The sequence below is a fragment of the Nonomuraea endophytica genome (assembly GCF_014203235.1).
Classification (GTDB): Bacteria; Actinomycetota; Actinomycetes; order Streptosporangiales; family Streptosporangiaceae; genus Nonomuraea; species Nonomuraea endophytica.
Map to the genome: position 1 here is coordinate 266,758 of NZ_JACHIN010000006.1, position 21,514 is coordinate 288,271.

Sequence of the window (21,514 nt, forward strand, 5' to 3'; positions counted from 1 at the left end):
TGTCGGCGGCGTCGCCAGACTGCCTGCCATGACCCGACACACTCCGCGCCCGGACGGCCGCGTCCGGCATCGCCCGCTGATGGCCTGCGCGACCGTCATGGCCGTACTGATGCTCGTCTGCCTGGCCGGTCTCCTGGTGGACGACCGGACGCTCCTCGGCGAGCCGGTCTGGGTCAAGCCGCTCAAGTTCGGCTTCGCCTTCGGCCTGTACGCCGCCACGCTGGCCTGGCTGCTGGGCAAACTGACCAGGGCCAGGCGGCTGGGCTGGTGGATGGGCACCGTTTTCGCGCTGACCGCGATCGTGGAGGTCGGGGCCATCACCGTCCAGGCCGCCCGCGGCACGGTCAGCCATTTCAACGCCGACCAGACCGACCCGATCACCCTGGCCCTGGTGCCCGTCCTGACCTATGGCGTGATGATCATCCTGATCACGCAGCTCGTCGTGGCGGTCGCCGTCCTGTTGCAGCGCACCGGCGGACCGGCACTCAACCGGGCCATCCGGGCCGGACTCGCCCTGGCCGTCTACGGCATGATCGTCCCCCTCTACTGGATGACCACCGAAATCCACCCCCGCACGGTCACCGACGCCAACGGCCACGCCGTACCGCTGTATCAGGGCCATGGCATCGGCGACCCCGACGGCAACGGCATGCCGCTGACCCATTGGAGCGTCACCGGCGGCGACTTCCGTGTCCCCCACTTCTTCGCCCTGCACGGCATCCAGGCGCTGCTCCTGTTCACCGCCCTGCTGGCCGCCCTCGCCGCCCGCCGCTCGTGGTTGCGCGAGGAGAAGGTCCGGGCCCGGCTGGTCGGCGTCGCGGCCCTGGGTTACGCCGGGCTCGTCGCGACCGTGACCTGGCAGGCCGGACGCGGCCAGTCCCTCATCCACCCCGACGCGCCGACCCTGGCAGCCGCCGCGGCGGTGCTGCTCGCCACCGCGGCGGCCACCACCTGGGTGATCCGCGCCGCCCGCTCTCTCCGCGACCCGGTGGAAGCGAACTCCGTATGACCGCTGCGCATAACGTACGGGGATGAGCGGTTTCCGGTTCCGGGGTGATGTCGGTGAAGGATGAGCAGGTGGAGAGGCTGGCCGAGTCCGGATGGGCGACGTGCGCGCCGGTGGCCGAGGCGGTGGCGCGGGCCGGGCTGCCCGCGGTGACGCCCGGGTATCTGGCGACGGCCTTTCCCGACGAGTCGTGGGAGGTCGCCGAACGTGCGCTAAGCGCCCTCCGCGAGCACTTCGCCTCGGCCCGCTTCGCCGACGAGACGACCTATGGGATCTTGCTGGTGCCGGACCCCGGCAAGCTGGACACCCGCCGCCCGATGCCCGCGGAGGTGCGGGCCGGTCAGCTCGGCGTGCCTGCGGATGACGTGTTCGACGACCGGCTGCCCTCGGGAGTCCTCGGCGTGGGCGACGGGCGGCCGTGGACCATGGTCGCCACGGTCACCGGCGCCTACGGCCCGTCCCTGGGCAGTCACCACCAGGTCGTGAGCGGGCCGGCGGCGGCGTACACGGTGGCGGGGACCGACACCAGGCCTCTCATGATCCGTCAGCTCTGGGGGGCGCGGGTGCTGCAGGGTGGGCGCGACCTGCCCGACTGCGAAGCCAACGAGAGATGGACGTTCACCCTCTTCCCCGGGGAGGGCCTCACCGAGGGTCTGGCCGAGTCCGGCACCGTGCTCAAGGGCAGGGTACGGTTCCGGCTCGGCAAGCCCGATCGCGGCATCGGATCAGCCCGCGTGGCCCCCGCCATCGCGGTGCCGTGACCTCGGTGACATCCTCGTGGACCACAGTGGAAGGATGCGTTCCTTGGTCGCGCTGCTGGCGCTGATCGTGCTGTCCGGTTGCGGTTCCGGTTCGCCGCTGAGCCAGGCCGTCATCGACCAGGCCACCCGGCAGGGTGTGGCGCCCGAGCTGATGTACGTGGTGGAGCTGCCCGGGTTCCAGCTGGCCGAGCAGTCGGTGGGCGCGGTCGGCGAGGACGGGTTCGGCGCCGTTTACACCTCCACGGACGGCAGGCAGGTGGAGTCACGGGTCGACCGGACGCCGTACGAGTGCGTGGGGACCTGCGAGCGCGACGGTGACGGCTGGTACACCGAGCACGAGGGCAATCAGGAGTACGTCGCGGTCCGCGCCGGCCTCTACATCCGGCTGACCTGCCAGGCCGGGCAGGTGGACCGGGCGGTGCTGAAGCGGGCGGCCGAGGGCGCCAGGCCCGCCGTCGGCGACGGGACACCCGCACCGCCGCGAAGCCCCGTCGAACGTGGTGACCTGCCGACGAACGGCGACGGCGCGCCGATCCAGCCGACGGGCCCCGGCGGCTGAGCCCCGAGGTTGATTGGAATTGATTGTCTTTTCCGCGCGCCCTGAAGCCAATCAATACCTGGGTGGTAGACCGAGATCGACTCGCAGTTCGCCGAACAGAGGAGATCCATGAAACGGATGATGAGCCTGGCCGTCATCGGCGCCGTGGCCACCACCCTGTCCGCAACCGGCCCCGCGCGGGCCGAACCAGTCACCCAGTCAGCCGTCGCCGCCACTTGCCCCAGCGGTGCGGTCTGCCTCCAGGAACCGGACGGCTCCATAGCGCGCAGGAACATCTGGTACTCCTACGGGCCGCACAACCTGTCCAACGTGATCGGCATCAAGATCCTCATCAACAGCCAGACCGGCGGCGCCGGCTTCCAGATATGCAAGGGCTACAACGGCACCGACTGCTACCCCGTGCTGCGGGGCGTCGGCGCCTACGCGCCGTACGACTTCACTCCCATCAACTCGATCGTGCTGGTGCGATAGCCCGGATGCGGCCTTGAGGCCCGCCCTCCTCGCGGAGGGCGGGCCCGAAGGTGCCGGTCAGTCCGCCGGCAGGACGATGAACGAGAAGTCCGTATTGATCCGGCGGACGAGGGATATTTCGGATTTGATGCGGCGGTCGATCTCCGCCCGGCTGATGCCCAGAGCCTGGGCGATCAGCCTGTCGGGCCGGACGGGCACCGGGTCGGCGAAGGACACCTCCACCTTCACCGGCCAGCATGGATCCGGCGGCTCGGGCGGCGTGACAAGGCGCCAGGCGTCCGTCCAGTCCAGGCTGAAGCGGTTGCGCCGGGCGAAGAGCGGGTCGAGCAACCAGCGCGCGACCAGCTCGCAATCGTTGTTCTCATACGCCTGAAGGTCCGCTACGGAGCGGGCCGGAGCCCGCTCGTGCACGGTGAGTTTGCCGGTCCGGTCGCAGGAGACGCAGCGGACCAGCAGCCAGACGTCGAGGAGCTTGCCGTTGGCGTTGACGCGGAAGCGGCCCTCGCCCGTGGTGGCTGACGCCGCCCCGCAGCCGACGCAGCGCAGCGTCAGCAGGGGCAGGCGGGTGCGCCGGACGTTCCAGGGCAGCACGACATGATCGATATGGGGTTGTGAAGACATGATCTCTCAAGACCTGACGGGCACGCCGAAGCAGCCGGCGGCTGCGCGGCGTCGGGAAGCGGGGTCAGGTCTAAAGAGCGGGCGGGGTCAAGCGCATGTCCTCACGTCGAAGTCGTGACGGCACCTTAGTGCGGCATTCCCGCCCCGTTCAATGAGTTTTCCACCACCCTCAGCCGGTGTGGAGGATCCGGAAGCGGCCGGGTTCCGCGGGATCCCGGTCGGCGACCTGGATGGGCGGCCAGGCCCATTGCCAGACGTCGATGCCCGGTGTGCGGGAGAACCGGATCTGGCCGCGGGTGCCCTCGACCGCGACGCTCGGCCAGGCCTCGGCGATGCGTGGCCGGTCCACGCCCCGGGAACGCAGCACGTCGGCCAGGACCGTGACGGTGTCGTAGCCCTCGAAGGCGACGAACGACGGCGTTTCGGCCAGCCGATCGCGGAGGGCGCTCTCGACGCGGGCGCCCAGCGGGCTGAGGCGCTCGGGCAGGTAGCGCAGGAACGGGATCGCGGCGCCGTCCTCGCCCAGCGACGCCACCCATTCGGGGAGCTCCGGCTGCCCGGCCGGGGCACCGATCATGATCTCGGACAGGCGCGGGTCGCTTCGCACGGCCTTGACGATCGGCACCGCCGGGTCCGGGTGGCCGACCAGGAGCAGGAGGGCGGTCGCGCCGTTGCCGGCGAGTTCGTCGCACACGGCGGCGGGGGTGAGCGTGCCCATGTCGAGGTCGATGACGGTGAGGTGCTCCCGGAGGATGCGGGCCCCCGATGCCCAGTAGACGCTCGGCTGGGCGGCCACGGCGATGCGGCTGTGGCCCGCGCCGCGGAGGTAGTCGGCGTAGATCCGCCAGCCTCGGGACTGCGCCGGTGCCAGGCGCGCGACCCAGTCGGTCGGGTGCTCGGTGAGCGCGTCGAGAACCGCCGACGAGCAGAGGTACGGCAGGCCGAGCGCGTCGGCCCGGGCGGCGGCGGCTCGAGCGACGACGCTGTGGTACTCCCCCGCCAAGGCGGCCACGCCCATACCGGCCAGTTCGTCCACGGCCGCCGCGGCCTTCCGCGGATCGGCCGCGGTGTCACGGACCACGAGTTCGAGCGGCCGTCCGCCGATCCCGCCGGCGTCGTTGACCTCGCCGGCGGCCAGTTCGAGCCCGGCGAGCAGGTGGCGGCCCGCCTCGGCCCACCCGGGCCGGGTCAGCGGAGCGAGAGCTCCGATCCGGACGGATGATGGCGTGTTCATGTGTTGGTGTCTCCTGTGGTACTTGTGAGCTCGCCTATTCAACGCTCACGAGGGCCGGCGGCGTCAAGCTCACCCGAGGTGATCAGGTGGGTGAGCAGGCCGTCCAGGAGGGTGGCGGCGGGCGGGCAGGTCAGGCCGGCTTCCGCCAGGGTGTGTTCGGTGCGGGTGCAGTCGAAGGCGGGGCCCTTGGCCGGGCCGTACTCGGTGAAGGAGCGGGGGTAGGCGGCCACGGGGAGGGGTTCGCCGGCCGCCAGCCGCGCGCGCACCTCGGCGCGCCAGTCGGCGCCCGGGATCAGCCGCAGCGGGAGGCCGCGCTCCCGCAGACCGGCGACGATGTGGGCGGAGCTGAGCGTGCGCGGGTTGTAGTAGTGGAAGTCGCCGGTGGCGCGGCCGAGGGCGAGGTGGACGATCGCCGCCGCCACGTGGTCCACGGGCGTCATGTCGAACCGCTCGCCGTCCGGGACGGCGCCCAGCGTGACGCAGGTGGCGAAGAACCTGCCCAGGAAGTCGCCGGGCGGGCAGGCGCCGGTGGCGGTGTCGCCGCTGATCCGGGCAGGCCGATGGATGCTCACCGGCAGCCCGGCGGCCCGCGCGGCCGCGGCGAGCCTGTCGGCGGCCCATTTGCTCTGGTCGTAGCCGGGGTGCAGGAGGTCAGGGTCGGGCAGCGGGTCGTCCTCGCGCACCACCCGCTCCCCCGGCGTCAGGTGCACGCCGAGCGTCGAGACCAGGTGCACGGGGATCGCGGCCGTGGCGGCCAGGCGGAGGATCTCCAGCGTGCCGCCGACGTTCGCGGCTCTCAGTCCCGTGTACGGCTTCGCGAAGTCCACCAGGCCGCCACTGTGCACGATGAGGTCGAGGCTCCCTGCCAGATGGCCGAGCCGCCCTGCGAGCCCGTCCATGGCCAGGTCACCCGATTCGGGCACGATCCTGTCGGCCAGCTCCGGGTCCCACAGACCGTAGCGCTCAAGATTGCCCCGCAGGCGCGCCACCGGATCGGACCCCCTGACCAGGCAGTGCACGGTGACGCCCGGCGAGGCCAGCCCCGCCAGCAGGTACGCCCCCAGGAACCCGGTGCCCCCGGTCAGCAGCACCCGCCGCGGCGGCGAGACACGAAGAGGGACCGCGGAGACCACCACGTCGTCCGGCAGCACCGCGTCCGCCCGCACGTCCGGCCCGCGCACCGTCTGCCCGTCCAGGCGGGCGGCCAGTTCGGCGAGGTCGGCGGCGGCGAAGAAGACGTCGAGCCCGACGGGCCGCCCGGTGCGCGCGGCGATCCGGCTGACGGTCTTGGGCGTGAGCAGCGAGTGGCCGCCCAGGTCGAAGAAGTTGTCCCTGCGCCCAACGGGCACGCCGAGCGTCTCCTCCCAGACCGCGGCGACGGCCAGTTCGGTGGGGGTGCGCGGGCTCTCGTACGGCACCGCCTCCACCTCGGGCAGCGGCAACGCCCGGTAGTCGATCTTCCCGTGCGGCGTCATGGGCACCGCGTCGAGCATGACCAGGTCGTGCGGCACCATCCCGGCCGGGAGCTTGCCCGCCAGGAAGGTACGCAGCTCGGCCCGGGTGATCCGGTCCCCGGTGAGGTAGGCGACCAGCCGCCCGCGCACTCCGGTGACCACGGCCTCCCGCACGCCTTCGTGGGCCAGGCAGGCCGCCTCGACCTCGGCCGGTTCGACCCGCACGCCGTTGATCTTGAGCTGCCGGTCGTCGCGTCCCAGGAACTCCAGGTTCCCGTCGGCCCGGCGGATGGCCCGGTCCCCGGTGCGGTAGACGCGCTCGCCGCGGAAGGTGACGAAGCGCTCGGCGGTCAGCTCGGGCCGCCCCAGATATCCCTCGGCCAGGCACGGCCCGCCCAGGTACAACTCGCCCGGCGCACCGACGGGCGCGAGCGCGCCGTGCCGGTCCAGGACGTACGCCCGCACGTGCGGCAGCGGCCGGCCGATCGGCAGGTGGGGGCGGGGGCCGAGTTCCGACCCGTCGACCGTCCGGTAGACGGTCGCGCACACGGTCGCCTCGGTGGGGCCGTAGTGGTTGAAGAACGCCAGCCGCCCGCCGGTGAGCCGGGCCCAGGTGCGCAGCCGGTCCACGGGCACGCTCTCGCCGCCGACCATGACCGTGGTCAGCGGTCCCGGGTCCACCGCGTCCCGGTCGGCCAGGTCGTCCACCCACTGCCGCCAGAGCGCGGTGGGCGCGTCCACCATCGTGATGCCGTGCCGGGCGCAGAGCTCCAGCGCCTCCGGGCCGGTCAGCGCGAAGGGCGAGGGGTGCAGCACGATGGCGGCGCCGCTGAGGAACGCCGGGTACAGGTCGCCGGCCGAGGCGTCGAAGCTGAGCGGCGGCACCATGAGGACCCGCTGGCCGGGGCCGAATCCGTGCAGGTCGATGAAGGCCCGCGCGAGCCGTACCACGGTGTCGTGGGCCACGACGACGCCCTTGGGCGCGCCCGTGGAGCCCGAGGTGTAGATCACGTAGGCGGGCGCGCCGGACGACTCGGCCTGGGGCGCGGGCAGGTCGCGCACCGACGTGCCGATCACTACAGCGGCGCCGCAGTCGGCCATGAGCGCGGCCAGCCGGTCGGCGGGCTGGTCGGGGTCGAGTGGCACGTAGGTCGCGCCGGCTTTGAGGGCGCCGAGCAGCGCGACGATCGCCTCGGGGCTCGCCTTGAGGCAGACGGCCACGCGTGCGCCGGGCCGTACACCTCGCTCGCGCAGTTCGTCGGCCAGTTCGGCGGCGCGCGCGTCGAGCTCCGCGTAGGTGAGCACGGCGTCGGGCGTGATCACCGCGGGCGTCTGGGGGGTACGGCGGGCCTGCTCGGCGATCAGCTCCTCCAGCCGGGGCGTCGGCTCGGCCGTGGGTGAGGCGGCGCCCAGCAGCATCGCCTGTTCCTGTGGTGGCAGCATGTCCAGCTCGCTCAGCCTGGCCTCCGGCCGGGCGGCCATCTCCCGCAGCAGCCGTTCCAGGTGCGTGGCCAGGCGGGCGACGGTCTCGGCTTCGAAGCACTCCGTGCCGTAGGTGATCACTAGCTTGAGCGCGTCGGCGCCGACGACCACGTCCAGGGCCAGGTCGAACGTGGCCCGCTCCGGCCCCGTCCCCACCATCTCGCCGACCAGCTCGCCCAGCCGCAGCGGCTGCTCGCCGACGAGCCCGAGCATGAGCATGGTCTGAAAAATCGGGGTACGCGCGGGGTCGCGGCCCACGCCGAGATCCGCGACGACCTGCTCGAAGGGCACCGAGGCGTTGGAGAACCCGCGCAGCAGCCGCTTGCGCACCCGCTTGAGCAGCTCGCCGACGGTCGGGTCGCCGTCCATCGTGGCGCGCACGGCCAGGGTGTTGATGAACAGGCCGAAGACGTTCTCGAACTCCTCCTGGTCCCGTCCGGCGACCGGGGTGCCGACGCAGAAGTCCTCCTGGCCGGTGTGGCGCATGAGCAGGGTCTGATAGGCGGCCATCACCACCATGAACGGCGTGCACCGCCGGGCTCTGGCCAGCTCGGCGACGCCGTTCCAGACCTCGATCGGCATCGTGTGGACGAGCTTGGCTCCCGCGCCGCCCCTGACGGCCGGTCGCGGCCGGTCGGCGGCCAGCTCCAGCACCGGCACCCCGTCGAGCTCGGCCCGCCAGAACGCGCGCTGCTCCTCGTGCGCCTGCCCGCGTCGCGTCGCCGCATAGTCCCGGTACGGCGGAGCCTCCCGCACCGGCGGCGCGTCCCGGCCCGCGGCGAAGGCGGTGTAGAGCTCGTCGAGCTGCGGGAACATGACACGTTCCACCGACCAGGCGTCCCCGATCAGGTGATGCATGGTCATGACCAGCACGTGATCAGCAGGTGCGAGCCGAAGAAGCGAAGCCCGCCACAACGGCCCCCGGGCCACGTCGAAGGAGGCGTCGGCCCTGGCGGCGACCAGGTGGCCCAGCCCTGCCTCATCCGTCTCGACGACCTCCAGGTCCACCGGTACGGCCGGTCGTACCTCGGCCGTGGGCGTCTCGCCCACCTCGGGAAAGACGGTGCGCAGCGACTCGTGCCGGGCGGCCAGCTCGCCGAGGGCGCGGGAGAGGGCGGCGACGTCGAGCGGGCCCCGTAACCGGGCGGCGACCACCATCGTGTAGCTGGAGTCCCCGCCGGCCAGGCGGTCCAGGAACCACATCCGCTCTTGGGCGGGCGACAGGGTGGCGAACATCGTGGCCGTACTCCCTTTGCGGGTGTGTGCGTTCTGACCCTGGACCTGACAAATTTTCTGATAGGAAAGTTTCCTATTTGTTTGTTAGCGTGATGCTACACAGCTCCAGTGGACGTGGACAATGGACGGGCTCCGTTGAATCTGATCGTGCACTTCGATGGCCTGCCGGACCGGCAGGGCGCGCTGACCATGGGCCAAGCGAACATGGCGCGCTGCGTGCGCCGGGATCCTCCCGAGCACATGAACTTCCTGATGATCAAGCGCGTGCCACGGCGGGCCGGTCTCGACCGGATCGCCGACGCCACCCTCGCGCTGCTGTCCCGGCACGAGGGCCTGCGCACCACCTTCACCGCCGACACGCAGCACGTGCACGGCAAGGGGGCGCTGGAGGTGGTGGTCGTCCCCGACCACGGCGGTCCGCCGATGCGCGCCGCCGAGGAGGCGGGCGTGCTCCTCCGCGCGCCGCGCTTCGACCTCGAAAGCGAGTTCCCGCTGCGCATGGCGGTGGTCTGCGCCGAGGCCGAGCCACGCCTGGCGGTCTTCGTGCTCCCGCACACCGCCGTGGACGCCATCAGCCTCGCCCACCTGCTACGCGAATGGGAGGCGCTCCTGCACGGCCGGCCGCTGCCCGGCCCGGAACCCACCCAGCCGATCGACCTGGCCGACAGCGAACGCACCCCGGCGGCGCTGCGTCGCGCCGAGGCCGCGCTCGAACACTGGCGTGGCGGCCTGGCCAGGTCGCCGCAGACGATGTTCCCGGTCGCCTTCGACACCGAGCACGCCATGGTGGCCCGGCTGCGCATCCGCTCGGCCGCCGTCACGGCCTGCCTGGAACGTGCCGCCGCCAGGACCGGAGCCAGTCCCTCGATGATCGTGATGGCCGCGCTCGGCACCCTCGTCGGCCACCGTACGGCCCAGCCGACCTGCCTGCTGGCCTCCCTGTCGAGCAACCGCGCCCATCCCCGGCTCCGTACGCACATCGGCCCGCTGGCCCAGGACGCCCTGGTCGTGACCGATCTGGCCGCCGCGACCTTCGACGAGCTGATCGCCCGCTTCCGGGTGGCCGCGCTCGCCGGGTACCAGCGCAGCCGGTTCGACTCCGAGGCGCTGTGGGAGGCGATCCACGCCATGGACGCCGAACGCGGCACCAGGTACGCCAGGGACTGCGTCTTCAACGACATGAGCGCCCAGGTGCCGCCCGACGACGAGGACCCGGTCCACGAGCCCGAGCTGACCTGGCTGCCCGAGGCGGCGCTGCCGGCCAACCTCTCGCTCTGGATCAACCGGCTCGACACCGTGCTCGACCTGACCCTGTGGGTCAACCCCGCGGCGCTGTCCAAGGACGAGGCGGAGGTGTTCGGGGCGGGGCTGGTCAGGCTGCTGACGGCGGCGGGCGATCGGGTGGTGGACGTCGCCGAGATCGAGGAGGTCACCGGGGTCACGGCCATGCCGTACGGGCCGGAGTGGGTGCGTTCCGGCACCTCGTGGGTGCGGCCGGAAGCCGTCCGGCTGCTGGTGGAGCGCGCGGTGCCCGGCGGTACGGCGAGCATCACGCTCGACGGGGACGGCACGTTCACCTGCCACCTCGTCACCGGCACCGCCATCACCCCGGGCCAGGCGCACCGGGCCTGCCTCGACCTGCTGCCCGGCCACCCGGACGCGGTCGCCCCCCGCCGCTACGTCATCGAGCCCGAGGAGTGAGAGGCCGGCGGCTTGGGCAACGCCGCGATCACTCCGGCGAGCACCGGCAACCCGGCGGCCAGAGCGGCGATCGCCCACCAGGGAGTCCCGAAGGACACCCGTAGCAGGATGTCGTCCTCGTCGTTGGGTGTGGTCATCGGCCAGGCCAGCAACCATCCGATGCCACACCCGGCGACGGCTCCCGGCACCGCTCCGCAGAGCGCGCTCCATCCCGCGCGCCCCGCGGCGAACCACCGCAACGTCCCGGCCGAGCCGCCGCCGACTCTCAGCAGCGTCCGCCCCGACCGGGTTCCGGTGCCCGCCCGGCCACCCGCGGCCAGCGCCCCGCCGAGCGCGACGGCGACCGCCGCGGCGACCCCGCCCATCTATGCGACCGGCGCCTGATACCCAAGCTCAAGGAAGGTGTACGCGTCGTCGGTCAATCGCCGCTGGACGCGCTCTTGTTCGGCGGCCGTCGTCCGGTGCCGGGAGGGGTCGACGATCAGCGACTCCGCCTCCGGGGCGAGGCCCAGGACCCGGATGACCGTCGTCGGGATGAAGACCTCGTTCACCTGCCGATCGGGAGACTTGACCACGGTCGCGGGAAGGGACTTGGTTCGAGCCGCGGCACCATCGTCATCGGTGCGCAGGGAGTAGCGGATCGTCACCGTGTCGACGTCCAGGTCGTGGGGCGTGACGACCACAGCCGTTCCCTCGTCGTAGGGCGTGGCCGCGTTCCCGGTGAGGTAACGCAGGAGCGCTTTGTCGCCGATGAAGCCGGGCGGAATCACACCCTCCACATCCGGCAGGTCCACACCCTCGACGTCGACCCCGAAGTGCCGGTCCTGGGTGGTCTGGTCTCGCTGCACGACGGAGTCCGCGGGCACTTCTCGCTGAAGGGCCGCCCGGGTGACCGCCGGGTCCGCGTTCGACAGCTTCACGAGGAGGGCGCCGTGCCGGGCCTGGGGCACGTACCAAGCCCGGCCCTGCGCCGACTGGGCGACCGCGACACTCGTCACGACGATCGCGCAGGCCGTCAGCACCATCGTGACCGCGATGGGGGCGGCCGTCCGGTGCCCGCCGAGCGCCACGTCACGGGCGGCCAGCCGGACCACCGGCGACAGCCGGGCCGCTTCCGAGGCGAAGAAGACCGACCCGCACAGCAGCCCCACGAAGACACCCGGTGCCACCAAGAAGAGGATGATGCTTAAGATCACCAGCGCATGGTAGGCGCCCCCCGCGTGCAACCGCGAGGGGCGCCTGTGGCTAGGGGGTGAGGCGGACGGGCAAGGGGCTCGCGCCCAGTGCCGACACCTCCACCGCCGTACGGACATAGGTGGTGTAGCCGGACGCCGACACCGTCAGGCTGCGGACGCCCGCGGCGGCGGGCAGCCGGTAGTGGCCCGAGGCGTCGGTGACGACGCCGGGGCCGCCCGCGGTGACCGTCGCGCCGGCGATCGGGGTGCCGTCGGTCTTGGTCACCTTGCCGACGATCACCGGCGCCGCGACGGCGGCCGCCGCGATGTCGAACGTCAGCACGGTGAACGAGTGCGCCGGGAAGGTGTGGGCGTTCACGCTGGTGGTCGTGGTGGTCGTGGTCTGGATGGCGGTCGGCTGCTGCCAGGTGTTGCGGTCGAGGTAGCCGGGTGAGCCGACCGTCGAGACGGTGGCCGTCGAGCCGACCGTGCCCGCTCCCGCGATGTTGATCGTCGCCGCCTGCGCGGCCGACGGGTCGCGGTTGACGACCGACACGTAGAGCTTGGCGCCGTCCGCCGATCGGGTGGAGGTGACGTCGAGCATCGGCACGCCGCTGCGGGCGGGCAGGTTGCCCATGGCGGGGGCGTTGTAGGTGGGACCGGTGACCGTGGTGGGCAGCAGCAGCGGCCCGTGGCGGTCGGCGATCAGCTTCTGCACCAGGTACGTCGGGGTGACGAAGCTGCCCCTGTTGCCCAGCCGGATGGCGCTGCCGTCCCAGAACTCCATGAGGGTCGAGGCCGCGTTCACCTCGTTCACGTCGCTTCTGCGCATGAACAGGTTGAGCAGCCCGGCCTCCTGCAGCGCGCCCTCCAGACTCCTGGACCTGCGGTGCTCCTCGTTGAAGTACATGGCGTTGTGCTCGGTCACCGCGATCTTGATGTCGCGGCTGGTGCCGTTGAGGATGGTGTTGGTGACCGTCGCCATCCGGTCGCCGATCACCGCGGACGCGCCGACGGAGGCGGCGTAGACGGCGGCGCTGTCGTAGGCCTGCGGCAGCGGCTGCGGGCTGTAGTAGTGGATCGACAGGTGGTCGAGCTTGGAACCCGCGTTGGCGATCATGGTCGTGTTCCAGCTCTGGTCGTTGTTGGTGCCGTCACCGCCCTCGCCGATGAAGGTGATCGTGGCGTCCTTGGCGGCCATCGCGTCGCGGAAGGTCACGTAGCTGGCCGCGAAGGCCGCCGCGTTGGTGTGACCGGGCGTCCACGAGCCCCACACCTCGTTCCCGATCTCCCACGTCTTCACGTTGTACGGCGCGCGTCCCCGCTTGGCGCCCCAGGTGGTCCCGGCGGCCCCGTTGGTGTACTCGACCCAGTTGGCCGCGGTCGCCGCGGTCCCCTGGCCCCAGTTGACGTTGAGCACCACGGGGATGTTCAGCGCCTCGGCCAGGCCGAGCACCTCGTCGGTGCCGACGTCGTTGGTCATCCACCCGGCTTCCCACTGCCCGTAGTACATGGGCGGGCGCTGGTCGCGGGGGCCGATGCCGTCGCTGAAGGTGTAGCTGTCGGCGATGATCCCGCCGGGCCACCGGATCGAGCCCGGGTTGAGCGCGGCCACCCGGTCGACGAAGTCCTTGCGCCAGCCGCCGTGCACGACCTCGGCCGGGTCCTTGGGCATGACCCCGGCCATGTCGATCCAGAGCGTGCCGGTGCCGGCCGTGCCGATGAAGAGCTTGGCGTAGCGATCGGTGACCGACGGGGTGAGCGTGACCGTGTGCTTGGACCACGTGCCCGCGACGCCGGTGACGTTGGCGGTGGCGTAGGGCGTGTAGCCCGGCGAGTCGCCGGTGTCGGGGCCGAGCGCGAGAGTGACGGGCGCGCTCAGCCCGGTCTGCTTGAGGTAGACGCTGACCTCGTAGGCGCGGCCGGCGGTGACGGCGATGCCGCCCTGGCTGATGCCTCTGCGCCCGCTGGTGTGCTGGACGTCGACGCGCTGGGCGTAGCTGCCGTTGAAGGCGGTGCGCTCGCGGTCATAGGTGGCCACGTCGGTGTGGCCGTCGGGACGCCAGGCGTTGTCGGTGCGCCACCAGGTCAGGTAGTCCCACTTCGTCACGCTGGTGCCGAAGCCGTAGAGGAAGGCGTGGTACTCGGTGTTCTGCAGGACGGCGGGCTTGGGGAGGCTGTGGACCAGACGGCCGTTGGCGAAGAAGGAGACCGTGTCGCCGACCTCGATGCGCAGGGTGACGGGCAGCGAGATCGCCGGGCCCGTCCACGGGGTGACGCCGTCGCCGAAGACGCGCAGGGTGCCCGCTTCGACCCCGAATTCCAGATATTTCGAGAAATCGCCGCGGCCGGTGCCCGCATACAGGTTGAGCAGGCCGTTCACTCCGGTGTAGGAGTCGAGCTTGGCCTCGACCGCGTAGTCCTGCACGTCGCTCTCCATGAGCGGCTGGGACATGAGGCCGTAGCGGCTTCCGGCCGCCCCGTTGATCGTCATCTGGCTGTTGGCCGCGCCCGCGCTGCCCCAGCCGCCTTCGAGCGTGGTCGGCGTCCAGGCGCCCGAGACGCCGCCGCCCTCGAAGTGGTTGTCCCAGCGGTCGAGCATGTGCACCTGGCTGACCTTGACCTCGTCCCAGACGGTGGTCGAGGCGCCGAAGCCGTACAGGAAGAGGCGGAAGTCCTGGAGGGGGACGTCGGTCCGGGTGGCCAGTTCGTGCACGCGCACGCCGTTGACGAAGAACCTGAACAGTCTGCCGTTGGACCAGTACGGGCTGACCTGCACGGTCAGCGTCGCGGGCAGGGTGACCGCGCCGCCGGTCCAGTTGCCGGTGCCGTCGCTGGTGAAGACCTTGGCCACGCCGCCCTCGACGCCGAACTCCATGAAGCGTTCGAAGCCGCCGGCGCCGCCGTAGACGTTGATGAGGCCGTTCGTGCCGGTGACGCCGTCGAGCCTGGTCTCGATCGTCGTCCAGTCCACGGAGGTGTTGGCGATGGGGTCGGACAGCAGGCCGTAGCGGGACTGCGCGCCGCCGGTGACGGTGGCCTTGCCTCCGCTGACGCTCACGCTGCCGTTGTTCGTGCCCTCCAGGCGGGAGGTGGTCCAGCGGGGTGACAGGGCGGTTCCGGAGAAGGAGTCGTAGGTGCCGTCCGGGGTGAGGGCCAGGTAGTCGGCGGTGACCGTGCCGCTCCAGCCGTACAGGAAGGCCCGGTAGTCACCCGGCAGGCCGGTGAAGGCCGTCAGGGTGTGCACCAGCGTGCCGTTGTGGAAGAAGCGCAACGTCCGCGCGCTGCCGTCGCGGCCGGAGACGTCGATGCGCAGGACCGACGGCGTGGTGGCCGCGCCGCCCGTCCACGAGGGGCGGCCGTCGGCGTGGACCTTCAGCACGCCGCCCTCGATGGCGAACTCGGCGAAATTCGTGAACGCGCCGGAACCGCCGTAGACGCTCAGGATCGCGTTGGTGCCCGTCGCCGAGACGATCCTGGTCTCCACGCTGATCGTGGCGTAGCGGCCGCCGGGGACCGGGTTGGACATGATGCCGAAACGGCCGGGCTGGGCCGCGGTGATGGCCGCGGCGCCGCCGGAGACGGTGAACGTCCCGGCGGGCGCGCCGTCCAGGCTGGTGGGGGTCCACTTCGAGCGGTCTACGGTGTCGAAGCCGTCATAGAGGGTACTGCGGGCGGGTTCGGTCTCCAGGGAGCGGTTGGCGACCTTCTCGGCCCAGGCGTTGTTCATGGAGTCGGAGGCCCACTCCATCATCTGGCCGGTGACCGACGGCTGGACGACGCCGATCGGCTTGCTCGCGTCGACGGAGATGACGTTCGCGTTAACGGTGGCTGCGGCGGGCGCGCTTGTGAGGGCGATATTTCCGCATAAAAGGGCTAGGCAGGCAAGGACGTGCTTCACCATGGGTGGTACCTACTTCATTCCGGTGGTTGCGATGCCTTCGATGAAGCGCCGTTGGACGAGCAGGAACGCCGCGACCATCGGCAGGAGGGTGAGCACGGCGCCGGCCATCAGCAGGCCGTACTCGATGACGTGCTCGCCCATGAACAGCGCCAGCCCGGCGGGCAGCGTCTGCATGTCGGTCTCGGTGGTGAACACCAGGGGCCAGAGCAGGTCGTTCCAGTTGTACATGAAGTGGAACAGGCCCAGCGTGAGCAGCGCGGGCCCGGACAGCGGCAGAATCACCCTTCGGTAGATGCCGAACTCGGACGAGCCGTCGATGCGGGCGGCCTCGTCGAGTTCGCGCGGGATCGTCAGGAAGTACTGGCGCAGGAAGAAGATGCCGAACGCGTTCGTCGCCCGCGGCACGATCAGCCCCTGGTAGGTGTTGATCCAGTCCAGGGAGCTGAGCAGCTGGAACAACGGCACCAGCGTCACCTGCGGCGGGATCATCAGCAGGAGCAGGATCAGGACGAACACCGCGTTCTTGCCGGGGAAGTCCATCCTGGCCAGGGCGTAGGCGGCCAGGGAGTCCAGCAGCAGCGAGATCGCGGTCACGCCGCCCGCGAACACGACGGTGTTGAGGAACTGCCGGCCGAAGGGGATGCGCTCCCAGATCTGCGTGTAGTGGTCGGTGGTGAAGCCGCCGGGCAGCAGCGAGGGCGGATAGCGGACGATCGCCGCCTCCGGCGTGATCGACGCCACGACCATCCAGACCAGCGGCAGCAGGACCAGGCCCGCCCCGACCAGCAAAGCCCCATATTTCAGGACTCGCACTAGAACCTCACCGCCCGGCGGCTGAAGAAGACGTTCTGCGCCAGCGACAGCACGAACACGATCAGCACCAGCACCCAGGCGATGGCCGAGGCATAGCCGAACTCGAAGTCCTGCAGACCCTTGCGGTAGACGAGGTAGACCAGCGACTCGGTGGCGAAGTGCGGCCCGCCGCGGGTCATCACGAAGATCTGGTCGAACACCTGGAGCGCGGCGATCGCGGCGATGATGAAGACGAACATCGTGGTGTGCCCCAGCAGCGGCCAGGTCACCTTGCGGAAGCGCTGCCACGGCCCGGCGCCGTCGATGGTGGCGGCCTCGTAGTACATGCGCGGGATCGTCTGCAGCCCCGCCAGGTACATGACCATGTAGAAACCGGCGTTCTTCCAGACGCCGACGCCGATCAGGTACCACATGGCCACGTCCGCGTCCCGCACGCCGTCGCCCACGTCGACGCCGAGCCCGCGCAGCCAGTACGTGACCAGCCCGATGTCCGGATCGAGCAGGAACTTCCACGCGATCGCCACCACGCCGAGCGACACCACGGACGGCAGGAACAGCGCGGAGCGGAAGAACCCGCGCCCCCGGACGTGCCCGTTGAGCAGCAGCGCCAGCCCCAGGGCCAGCGCGACCGCGACGGGCGTGGCGGCGACCGCGTAGAACACCGTGTTGCGCAGCGCGATGAGGAAGGCCGGGTCGCCGAGCAGCTTGGTGTAGTTGCCGAGCCCGACGAAGATCCCCGGGCCGATGGACTTGTCGTAGAAGGAGTCGGCCAGCGACTGCAGCATGGGCCAGACCATGAACACCCCGACCACGATCAGGGTCGGTGCGAGAAAGGCGTACGCGGTCGCCGTACGGCGGGCCCTCATGGGCCGGAAAGCGGCGCGATCGCCTTGGCCGCCTCGTCAAGCGCCTGCTGGACCTGGGCCTCGCCCGTGGTCACCCGCTGGACGGCCGGTTCGAAGATCTCCTCGTAGATCTTGCGGAACTCGGCCTGGCCGGGCAGCAGCACGCGGGCCTTCTCCGAATGGGCCGCGAACTGGGCCACGTACGGGTTGGCCTTGGTGTCGTCGGGGGTGACGTCGGTTCTGACGCCGGGGAAGCCGGAGCCGTTGGACCACGCGATCTGCGACTCCTTGGAGTTCCAGAACGTGAACCACTCCTTGGCCGCCTTCTGCTTGGCCGCGTCGGAGCGGGCGTTGAGCACGAAGGAGGAGGCTCCGGCCAGCGTCACCGCCCCGGCGGGACCCGCGGGGACCATGGCGACGCCGAAGTCCAGCCCGGCCTCCTTGAATCCGGCGGTCATCCACGGCCCGGTGATGTTGGTGGCCGCCTTGCCGGTCTGGAAGAGCTTGTCGGCGTCGGCGCCGCCGAGGCCGGTGGGCGAGATCCGGTCCTTGGAGACGAGGTCGCTCCACTGCTGGACCGCCTGCACCGACTGCGGGCTGTTGAGCGAGAGCAGGTCGCCGCCGTTGCCCCACAGCAGGATCGGCCAGACCTGGATCGTCTGGTGGTCGGGCAGCGCGGTGCCGTACTGCTCGGGGCGGCCGTCGCCGTTGGTGTCCTTGGTCAGCTTCTTCAGCGCGGACTGCCACTCCTGCCAGGTGGCCGGGGGCTTGCCGGGGTCGAGTCCGGCGTCCTTGAAGAGCTTCTTGTTGTAGTACATGAGGATCGGCGTGAACGTCATGGGCACCGCGTAGTGCTTGCCCTTGAACAGCGTGGCCTCGACGGCGGGCTTGACCAGGGTGGCGGTCCGCTCGGCGGTGAACCAGTCGTCGAGCGGGGCCAGCACGCCCTTGGCGGCGAAGCGGCCGATGTGGGCGTCGTCGAAGGCGACCAGGTCGGGGCCGTTGCCGCTGGTGTAGGCGGGCAGCAGCTTCTGGAACAACACATCCCAGGTCATGATGTTCATCTCGATGCGGATGCCGGGATGCGTGTCGTTGAACTTCTTGACCAGCCCCTCCAGCGCGGGGCGGTCGGGGCCGGTGTAGCCGTTCCAGAAGGTGAGCGTGACCTGTCCGCCGGATGTGCCGGATTTATCGGCAGATCCGCAGGCGGTCAGCGTGAGTGCGGTGACGACGGCGAGAGCGAGCAGGCGTTTCATGCGGGGTCAGCTCCGGTGAAGGTGAGACGGATCAGGCTCCACGACGCGGCCGGGAGCAGGGCGCGCAACTGGTCCCCGTCGAGCTGCGCGTTGGCGAGCGGCACGACGGCCGCTTCGGTGGCGTGCGGGTCGGCCCCGGCCTCCAGCAGGTGGGTGTGCGCGAGTCTCAGCCGTCCTAGGGTGCGCAGGTCGGCGGTCAGGTCCAGGGCCTCGTGGGCGCTCCTGTTGACCGCGATCACCGTGACGCCCTCGTCGTCGAGGGTGGCCACGGCGGACAACTGCGCGGCTTCGCCGTACCTCGCCGTGTCGAGCAGCGGCGAGCGCGGCTCCACCCGCAGCACGGTCCCCCGCGCGTGGCGGGCGGTCAGCGCGAACGGGTGGAAGATCGTCTGACGCCAGGCGGGACCGCCGGGCGAGGTGCGGATGGGCGCGATGATGTTGGCCAGCTGCGCCTGGCAGGCCACGCTCACCCGGTCGGAGTGGCGCAGCAGCGTGATGAGGAAGTCGCCGACCACGACGGCGTCGGCCGCGGTGAAGGTGTCCTCGATGAGCGCAGGCGCCTCCTCGAAGTCGCCCTGCTCACGGCCCTCGTAGCGGGCCTGGTTCCAGACGTTCCACTCGTCGAAGGACAACATCATCTTCTTGGTACGGCGCAGCCGCGCCTTCACATGGTCGGCGGTCGCGACCACGGAGGAGATGAACCGGTCCATGTCGACCGCCGCCGCGAGGAAGCTGCCGAGGTCGCCGTCCTCCTCGTAGTAGGCGTGCAGTGAGATGTAGTCGACAGCGTCGTAGGCGTGCTCCAGCACCGTCGACTCCCACGCGCCGAACGTGGGCATCTGGGAGTTGGAGCTGCCGCACAGCACCAGCTCGACCCCCGGATCGACCAGCCGCATGGCCTTGGCGGTCTCGTTGGCCAGCCGGCCGTACTCGGTGGCCGTCTTGTGCCCGATCTGCCACGGGCCGTCCATCTCGTTGCCCAGGCACCACAACTTGATCCCGTACGGCTCCGCCGCCCCGTGCTTGATCCGCAGGTCGGACAGGTGCGTGCCGCCCGGCAGGTTGGAGTACTCCAGCAGGTCGCAGGCTTCCTGGATGCCCCGGGTGCCCAGGTTGACGGCCATCATGGGCTCGACGCCCGCCCTGTCGGTCCAGGACATGAACTCGTGGAGCCCGAACCGGTTGGTCTCGATCTGCCGCCAGGCCAGGTCGAGCCTGGTCGGGCGGTCGGGGCCGACGCCGTCCTCCCAGCGGTAGCCGGAGACGAAGTTGCCGCCCGGATAGCGCACCACGCTGACGCCCATCTCGCGGGTCAGGTCCAGCACGTCGCCGCGGAAGCCCTCGGGGGTGGCGCTCGGATGGCCGGGCTCGTAGATCCCCGTGTAGACGCACCGGCCCATGTGCTCGACGAACGAGCCGAACAGGCGCCGGTTGACGGGGGCGATCTCGAAGGCCGGATCCAGGCTGAGGTGTGCGTCTTCCATGGCAGCCTTTCTACATCGTTGTCTGCAACGTTGTAAACGGTCTATTTCATCGTTGTAAATCGCGATAGAGTGCTCCGCATGCGGCCCAGGCTGAAAGACGTCGCCGAACACGCGGGCGTGTCCATCAAGACCGTCTCCAACGTGGTCAACGGCTATCCCCACGTCAGCCCGGACACCCGGACCCGGGTCGAGGCGGCCATCGCCGAGCTCCGCTACCAGCCCAACCTGTCGGCGCGTAACCTGCGCAGCGGCCGTTCAGGGGTGATCGCGCTGGCCGTACCGGATCTGTCGATCCCCTACTTCTCCGAGCTGGCGACCAAGGTGATCGAGGTGGCCGACCTGCGGGGCTGGACCGTCCTCATCGACCAGACCCAGGGCGAGCGCCGTAAGGAACAGCTCGTCATGTCCGGCATCCGCGCGCAGCTCATCGACGGCATGCTGTTCAGCCCTCTCGCCCTGACCCCCGAGGACCTGCGGGCGCGGACCGACCAGACCCCGATGGTGCTGCTGGGCGAGCGCATCGGCGGCGGCACGCTCGACCACATCGCCGTCGACAACGTCGCCGCCGCCCACCTGGCCACCACCCATCTGGTCGCGCTCGGCCGCCGCCGCATCGCCGCCATCGGCGCTCAGCGCGCCGCCCGCGCGGTCACGGCCGAGCAGCGGTTGCGCGGCTTCCGCCGGGCCCTGTCCGACGCGGGCCTGTCCGAGCACGCCGTCGCCGACGTCTCCGACTACCACCGCGCCGACGGCGCCGAAGCCATGGCCCGGCTGCTCGACGGCGACCCGCCGGACGCCGTCTTCTGCTTCAACGACACCCTCGCCCTGGGCGCGCTGCGCACCCTGCTCTCCCACGGCCTGCGGGTCCCGCGGGACGTCGCCCTGATCGGCTTCGACGACATCGAGGACGGCCGCTTCTCCACCCCCACGCTGACGACCATCGCCCCGGACAAGGCCCACATCGCCGAGACCGCTGTCAGCCTCCTGGCCACCCGCCTGTCGGCGGCCGGAGCCGAACCCCCGCAGGACCTCTGCGCCCCGCACCGCCTGATCGTGCGGGAAAGCACGGCCACCGGCGCCTGAGCCACGTGCACTTCGACGCAGACGCCCCGAACTCTCGCCACATGTACATCTCTCCATCACGGGGAAATCATCGGCGAGAGGGTCAGCACACATGCGCATCGCCATGGTCACACTCATCGCCGCGATCGGACTGGGGCTCCTTCCCGGCGTATCCGCACAGGCGAAACCGGTGGCGCTCGCCCGGCTCCCTGCCCAACTCCCGGACAGTGGCGGCAGCGGCGGTTTCAGGGTCTCCAATCGGGCTTCTGACGTGGCCGACAATGTCGTCCCCGGTCAGGGGCGCGTGCTGAAGTTCGTCGCTTCCGGCATCGGCGAGACACCTCCGGTCGGGTCCTTCGCCTTCATGGCGTTCGCCAGTAACAACGCGCACGAGTTCTGGCACTCCCGGCCCTTCACCATCTGAACCGTTTCAGGTAACGGGCTGGCCGG

Annotated in this window: 17 protein-coding genes; 7 read left to right on the forward strand and 10 right to left on the reverse strand. The window is 70.8% G+C overall.

Features of this window, described 5'->3' with window-relative positions:
- Positions 1–28 precede the first annotated feature (28 nt).
- From HNR40_RS23425 to HNR40_RS23440, 4 genes are all read left to right on the forward strand, one after another.
- Positions 29–1,009 carry a hypothetical protein gene (locus HNR40_RS23425; RefSeq protein WP_184964751.1) on the forward strand — a complete coding sequence of 327 codons (981 nt, stop codon included), beginning with the start codon at positions 29–31 and terminating at the stop codon, positions 1,007–1,009.
- A 53-nt stretch (positions 1,010–1,062) separates the two neighbouring features.
- Positions 1,063–1,767, forward strand: coding sequence for a hypothetical protein (locus HNR40_RS23430; protein ID WP_221340733.1), 705 nt, complete (start codon positions 1,063–1,065; stop codon positions 1,765–1,767).
- Positions 1,768–1,801: 34 nt separating this feature from the next.
- Positions 1,802–2,326 (forward strand): hypothetical protein, encoded by a 525-nt coding sequence (locus HNR40_RS23435; protein ID WP_184964756.1) that lies wholly within the window; start codon positions 1,802–1,804, stop codon positions 2,324–2,326.
- Between the two features lie 108 nt (positions 2,327–2,434).
- Entirely contained in the window at positions 2,435–2,797 is a 363-nt protein-coding gene (locus HNR40_RS23440) for a hypothetical protein (protein WP_221340734.1), read from the forward strand.
- A 57-nt stretch (positions 2,798–2,854) separates the two neighbouring features.
- Here HNR40_RS23440 and HNR40_RS23445 read toward each other — a convergent pair whose 3' ends face one another.
- The 3 genes from HNR40_RS23445 to HNR40_RS23455 form a co-directional block, all read right to left on the reverse strand.
- Positions 2,855–3,388 (reverse strand): DUF1062 domain-containing protein, encoded by a 534-nt coding sequence (locus tag HNR40_RS23445; RefSeq protein WP_312896486.1) that lies wholly within the window; start codon positions 3,386–3,388, stop codon positions 2,855–2,857.
- 199 nt (positions 3,389–3,587) lie between these two features.
- On the reverse strand, positions 3,588–4,652 hold the full coding sequence (locus HNR40_RS23450) for an ABC transporter substrate-binding protein (protein ID WP_184964760.1): 1,065 nt from the start codon (positions 4,650–4,652) through the stop codon (positions 3,588–3,590).
- A gap of 38 nt (positions 4,653–4,690) precedes the next feature.
- On the reverse strand, positions 4,691–8,824 hold the full coding sequence (locus tag HNR40_RS23455) for a non-ribosomal peptide synthetase (RefSeq protein WP_184964762.1): 4,134 nt from the start codon (positions 8,822–8,824) through the stop codon (positions 4,691–4,693).
- Between the two features lie 147 nt (positions 8,825–8,971).
- Here HNR40_RS23455 and HNR40_RS23460 point away from each other — a divergent pair, with 147 nt between their 5' ends.
- A complete protein-coding gene (locus tag HNR40_RS23460) occupies positions 8,972–10,525 on the forward strand; it encodes a condensation domain-containing protein (protein WP_184964764.1) in 1,554 nt (517 codons plus the stop codon).
- Here the strand turns inward: HNR40_RS23460 and HNR40_RS23465 are convergent.
- From HNR40_RS23465 to arfA, 7 genes are read right to left on the reverse strand one after another with little or no spacing between them, the layout of a single operon-like run.
- A complete protein-coding gene (locus HNR40_RS23465) occupies positions 10,501–10,890 on the reverse strand; it encodes a hypothetical protein (RefSeq protein ID WP_184964766.1) in 390 nt (129 codons plus the stop codon). The genes HNR40_RS23460 and HNR40_RS23465 overlap by 25 nt on opposite strands.
- The gene (locus HNR40_RS23470) at positions 10,891–11,721 is read right to left on the reverse strand and encodes a hypothetical protein (protein WP_184964768.1); all 831 of its coding nucleotides are present in this window, start codon (positions 11,719–11,721) and stop codon (positions 10,891–10,893) included.
- Between the two features lie 49 nt (positions 11,722–11,770).
- Entirely contained in the window at positions 11,771–15,604 is a 3,834-nt protein-coding gene (locus HNR40_RS23475) for an alpha-L-arabinofuranosidase family protein (protein WP_184964771.1), read from the reverse strand.
- Positions 15,605–15,613: 9 nt separating this feature from the next.
- Positions 15,614–16,417, reverse strand: coding sequence for a carbohydrate ABC transporter permease (locus tag HNR40_RS23480; protein WP_312896487.1), 804 nt, complete (start codon positions 16,415–16,417; stop codon positions 15,614–15,616).
- Positions 16,417–17,283 (reverse strand): carbohydrate ABC transporter permease, encoded by an 867-nt coding sequence (locus HNR40_RS23485; RefSeq protein WP_184964772.1) that lies wholly within the window; start codon positions 17,281–17,283, stop codon positions 16,417–16,419. The genes HNR40_RS23480 and HNR40_RS23485 overlap by 1 nt, the downstream gene beginning before the upstream one ends.
- Positions 17,280–18,518, reverse strand: a complete 1,239-nt coding sequence (locus tag HNR40_RS23490; RefSeq protein ID WP_184964773.1) for an ABC transporter substrate-binding protein — start codon at positions 18,516–18,518, stop codon at positions 17,280–17,282. Before HNR40_RS23490 ends, HNR40_RS23485 begins: the two co-directional genes overlap by 4 nt.
- A complete protein-coding gene (gene arfA / locus HNR40_RS23495; protein ID WP_184964774.1) occupies positions 18,515–20,002 on the reverse strand; it encodes an arabinosylfuranosidase ArfA in 1,488 nt (495 codons plus the stop codon). The genes HNR40_RS23490 and arfA overlap by 4 nt, the downstream gene beginning before the upstream one ends.
- A 78-nt stretch (positions 20,003–20,080) precedes the next feature.
- On the opposite strand from arfA, the gene HNR40_RS23500 reads away from it, so the two are divergent.
- Both HNR40_RS23500 and HNR40_RS23505 read left to right on the forward strand, forming a co-directional pair.
- A complete protein-coding gene (locus tag HNR40_RS23500) occupies positions 20,081–21,085 on the forward strand; it encodes a LacI family DNA-binding transcriptional regulator (RefSeq protein WP_184964775.1) in 1,005 nt (334 codons plus the stop codon).
- Between the two features lie 91 nt (positions 21,086–21,176).
- Entirely contained in the window at positions 21,177–21,488 is a 312-nt protein-coding gene (locus HNR40_RS23505) for a hypothetical protein (protein ID WP_184964776.1), read from the forward strand.
- The last annotated feature ends 26 nt before the right edge of the window (positions 21,489–21,514 follow it).

Bases quoted from the DNA above. Each gene is read 5' to 3' on its own strand.
- HNR40_RS23425 (WP_184964751.1), top strand. From the start codon at position 29: ATGACCCGACACACTCCGCGCCCGGACGGCCGCGTCCGGCATCGCCCG.
- HNR40_RS23435 (WP_184964756.1), top strand. From the start codon at position 1,802: ATGCGTTCCTTGGTCGCGCTGCTGGCGCTGATCGTGCTGTCCGGTTGC.
- HNR40_RS23440 (WP_221340734.1), top strand. From the start codon at position 2,435: ATGAAACGGATGATGAGCCTGGCCGTCATCGGCGCCGTGGCCACCACC.
- HNR40_RS23450 (WP_184964760.1), bottom strand. From the start codon at position 4,652: ATGAACACGCCATCATCCGTCCGGATCGGAGCTCTCGCTCCGCTGACC.
- HNR40_RS23455 (WP_184964762.1), bottom strand. From the start codon at position 8,824: ATGTTCGCCACCCTGTCGCCCGCCCAAGAGCGGATGTGGTTCCTGGAC.
- HNR40_RS23465 (WP_184964766.1), bottom strand. From the start codon at position 10,890: ATGGGCGGGGTCGCCGCGGCGGTCGCCGTCGCGCTCGGCGGGGCGCTG.
- HNR40_RS23475 (WP_184964771.1), bottom strand. From the start codon at position 15,604: ATGGTGAAGCACGTCCTTGCCTGCCTAGCCCTTTTATGCGGAAATATC.
- HNR40_RS23485 (WP_184964772.1), bottom strand. From the start codon at position 17,283: ATGAGGGCCCGCCGTACGGCGACCGCGTACGCCTTTCTCGCACCGACC.
- HNR40_RS23490 (WP_184964773.1), bottom strand. From the start codon at position 18,518: ATGAAACGCCTGCTCGCTCTCGCCGTCGTCACCGCACTCACGCTGACC.
- arfA (WP_184964774.1), bottom strand. From the start codon at position 20,002: ATGGAAGACGCACACCTCAGCCTGGATCCGGCCTTCGAGATCGCCCCC.
- HNR40_RS23500 (WP_184964775.1), top strand. From the start codon at position 20,081: ATGCGGCCCAGGCTGAAAGACGTCGCCGAACACGCGGGCGTGTCCATC.
- HNR40_RS23505 (WP_184964776.1), top strand. From the start codon at position 21,177: ATGCGCATCGCCATGGTCACACTCATCGCCGCGATCGGACTGGGGCTC.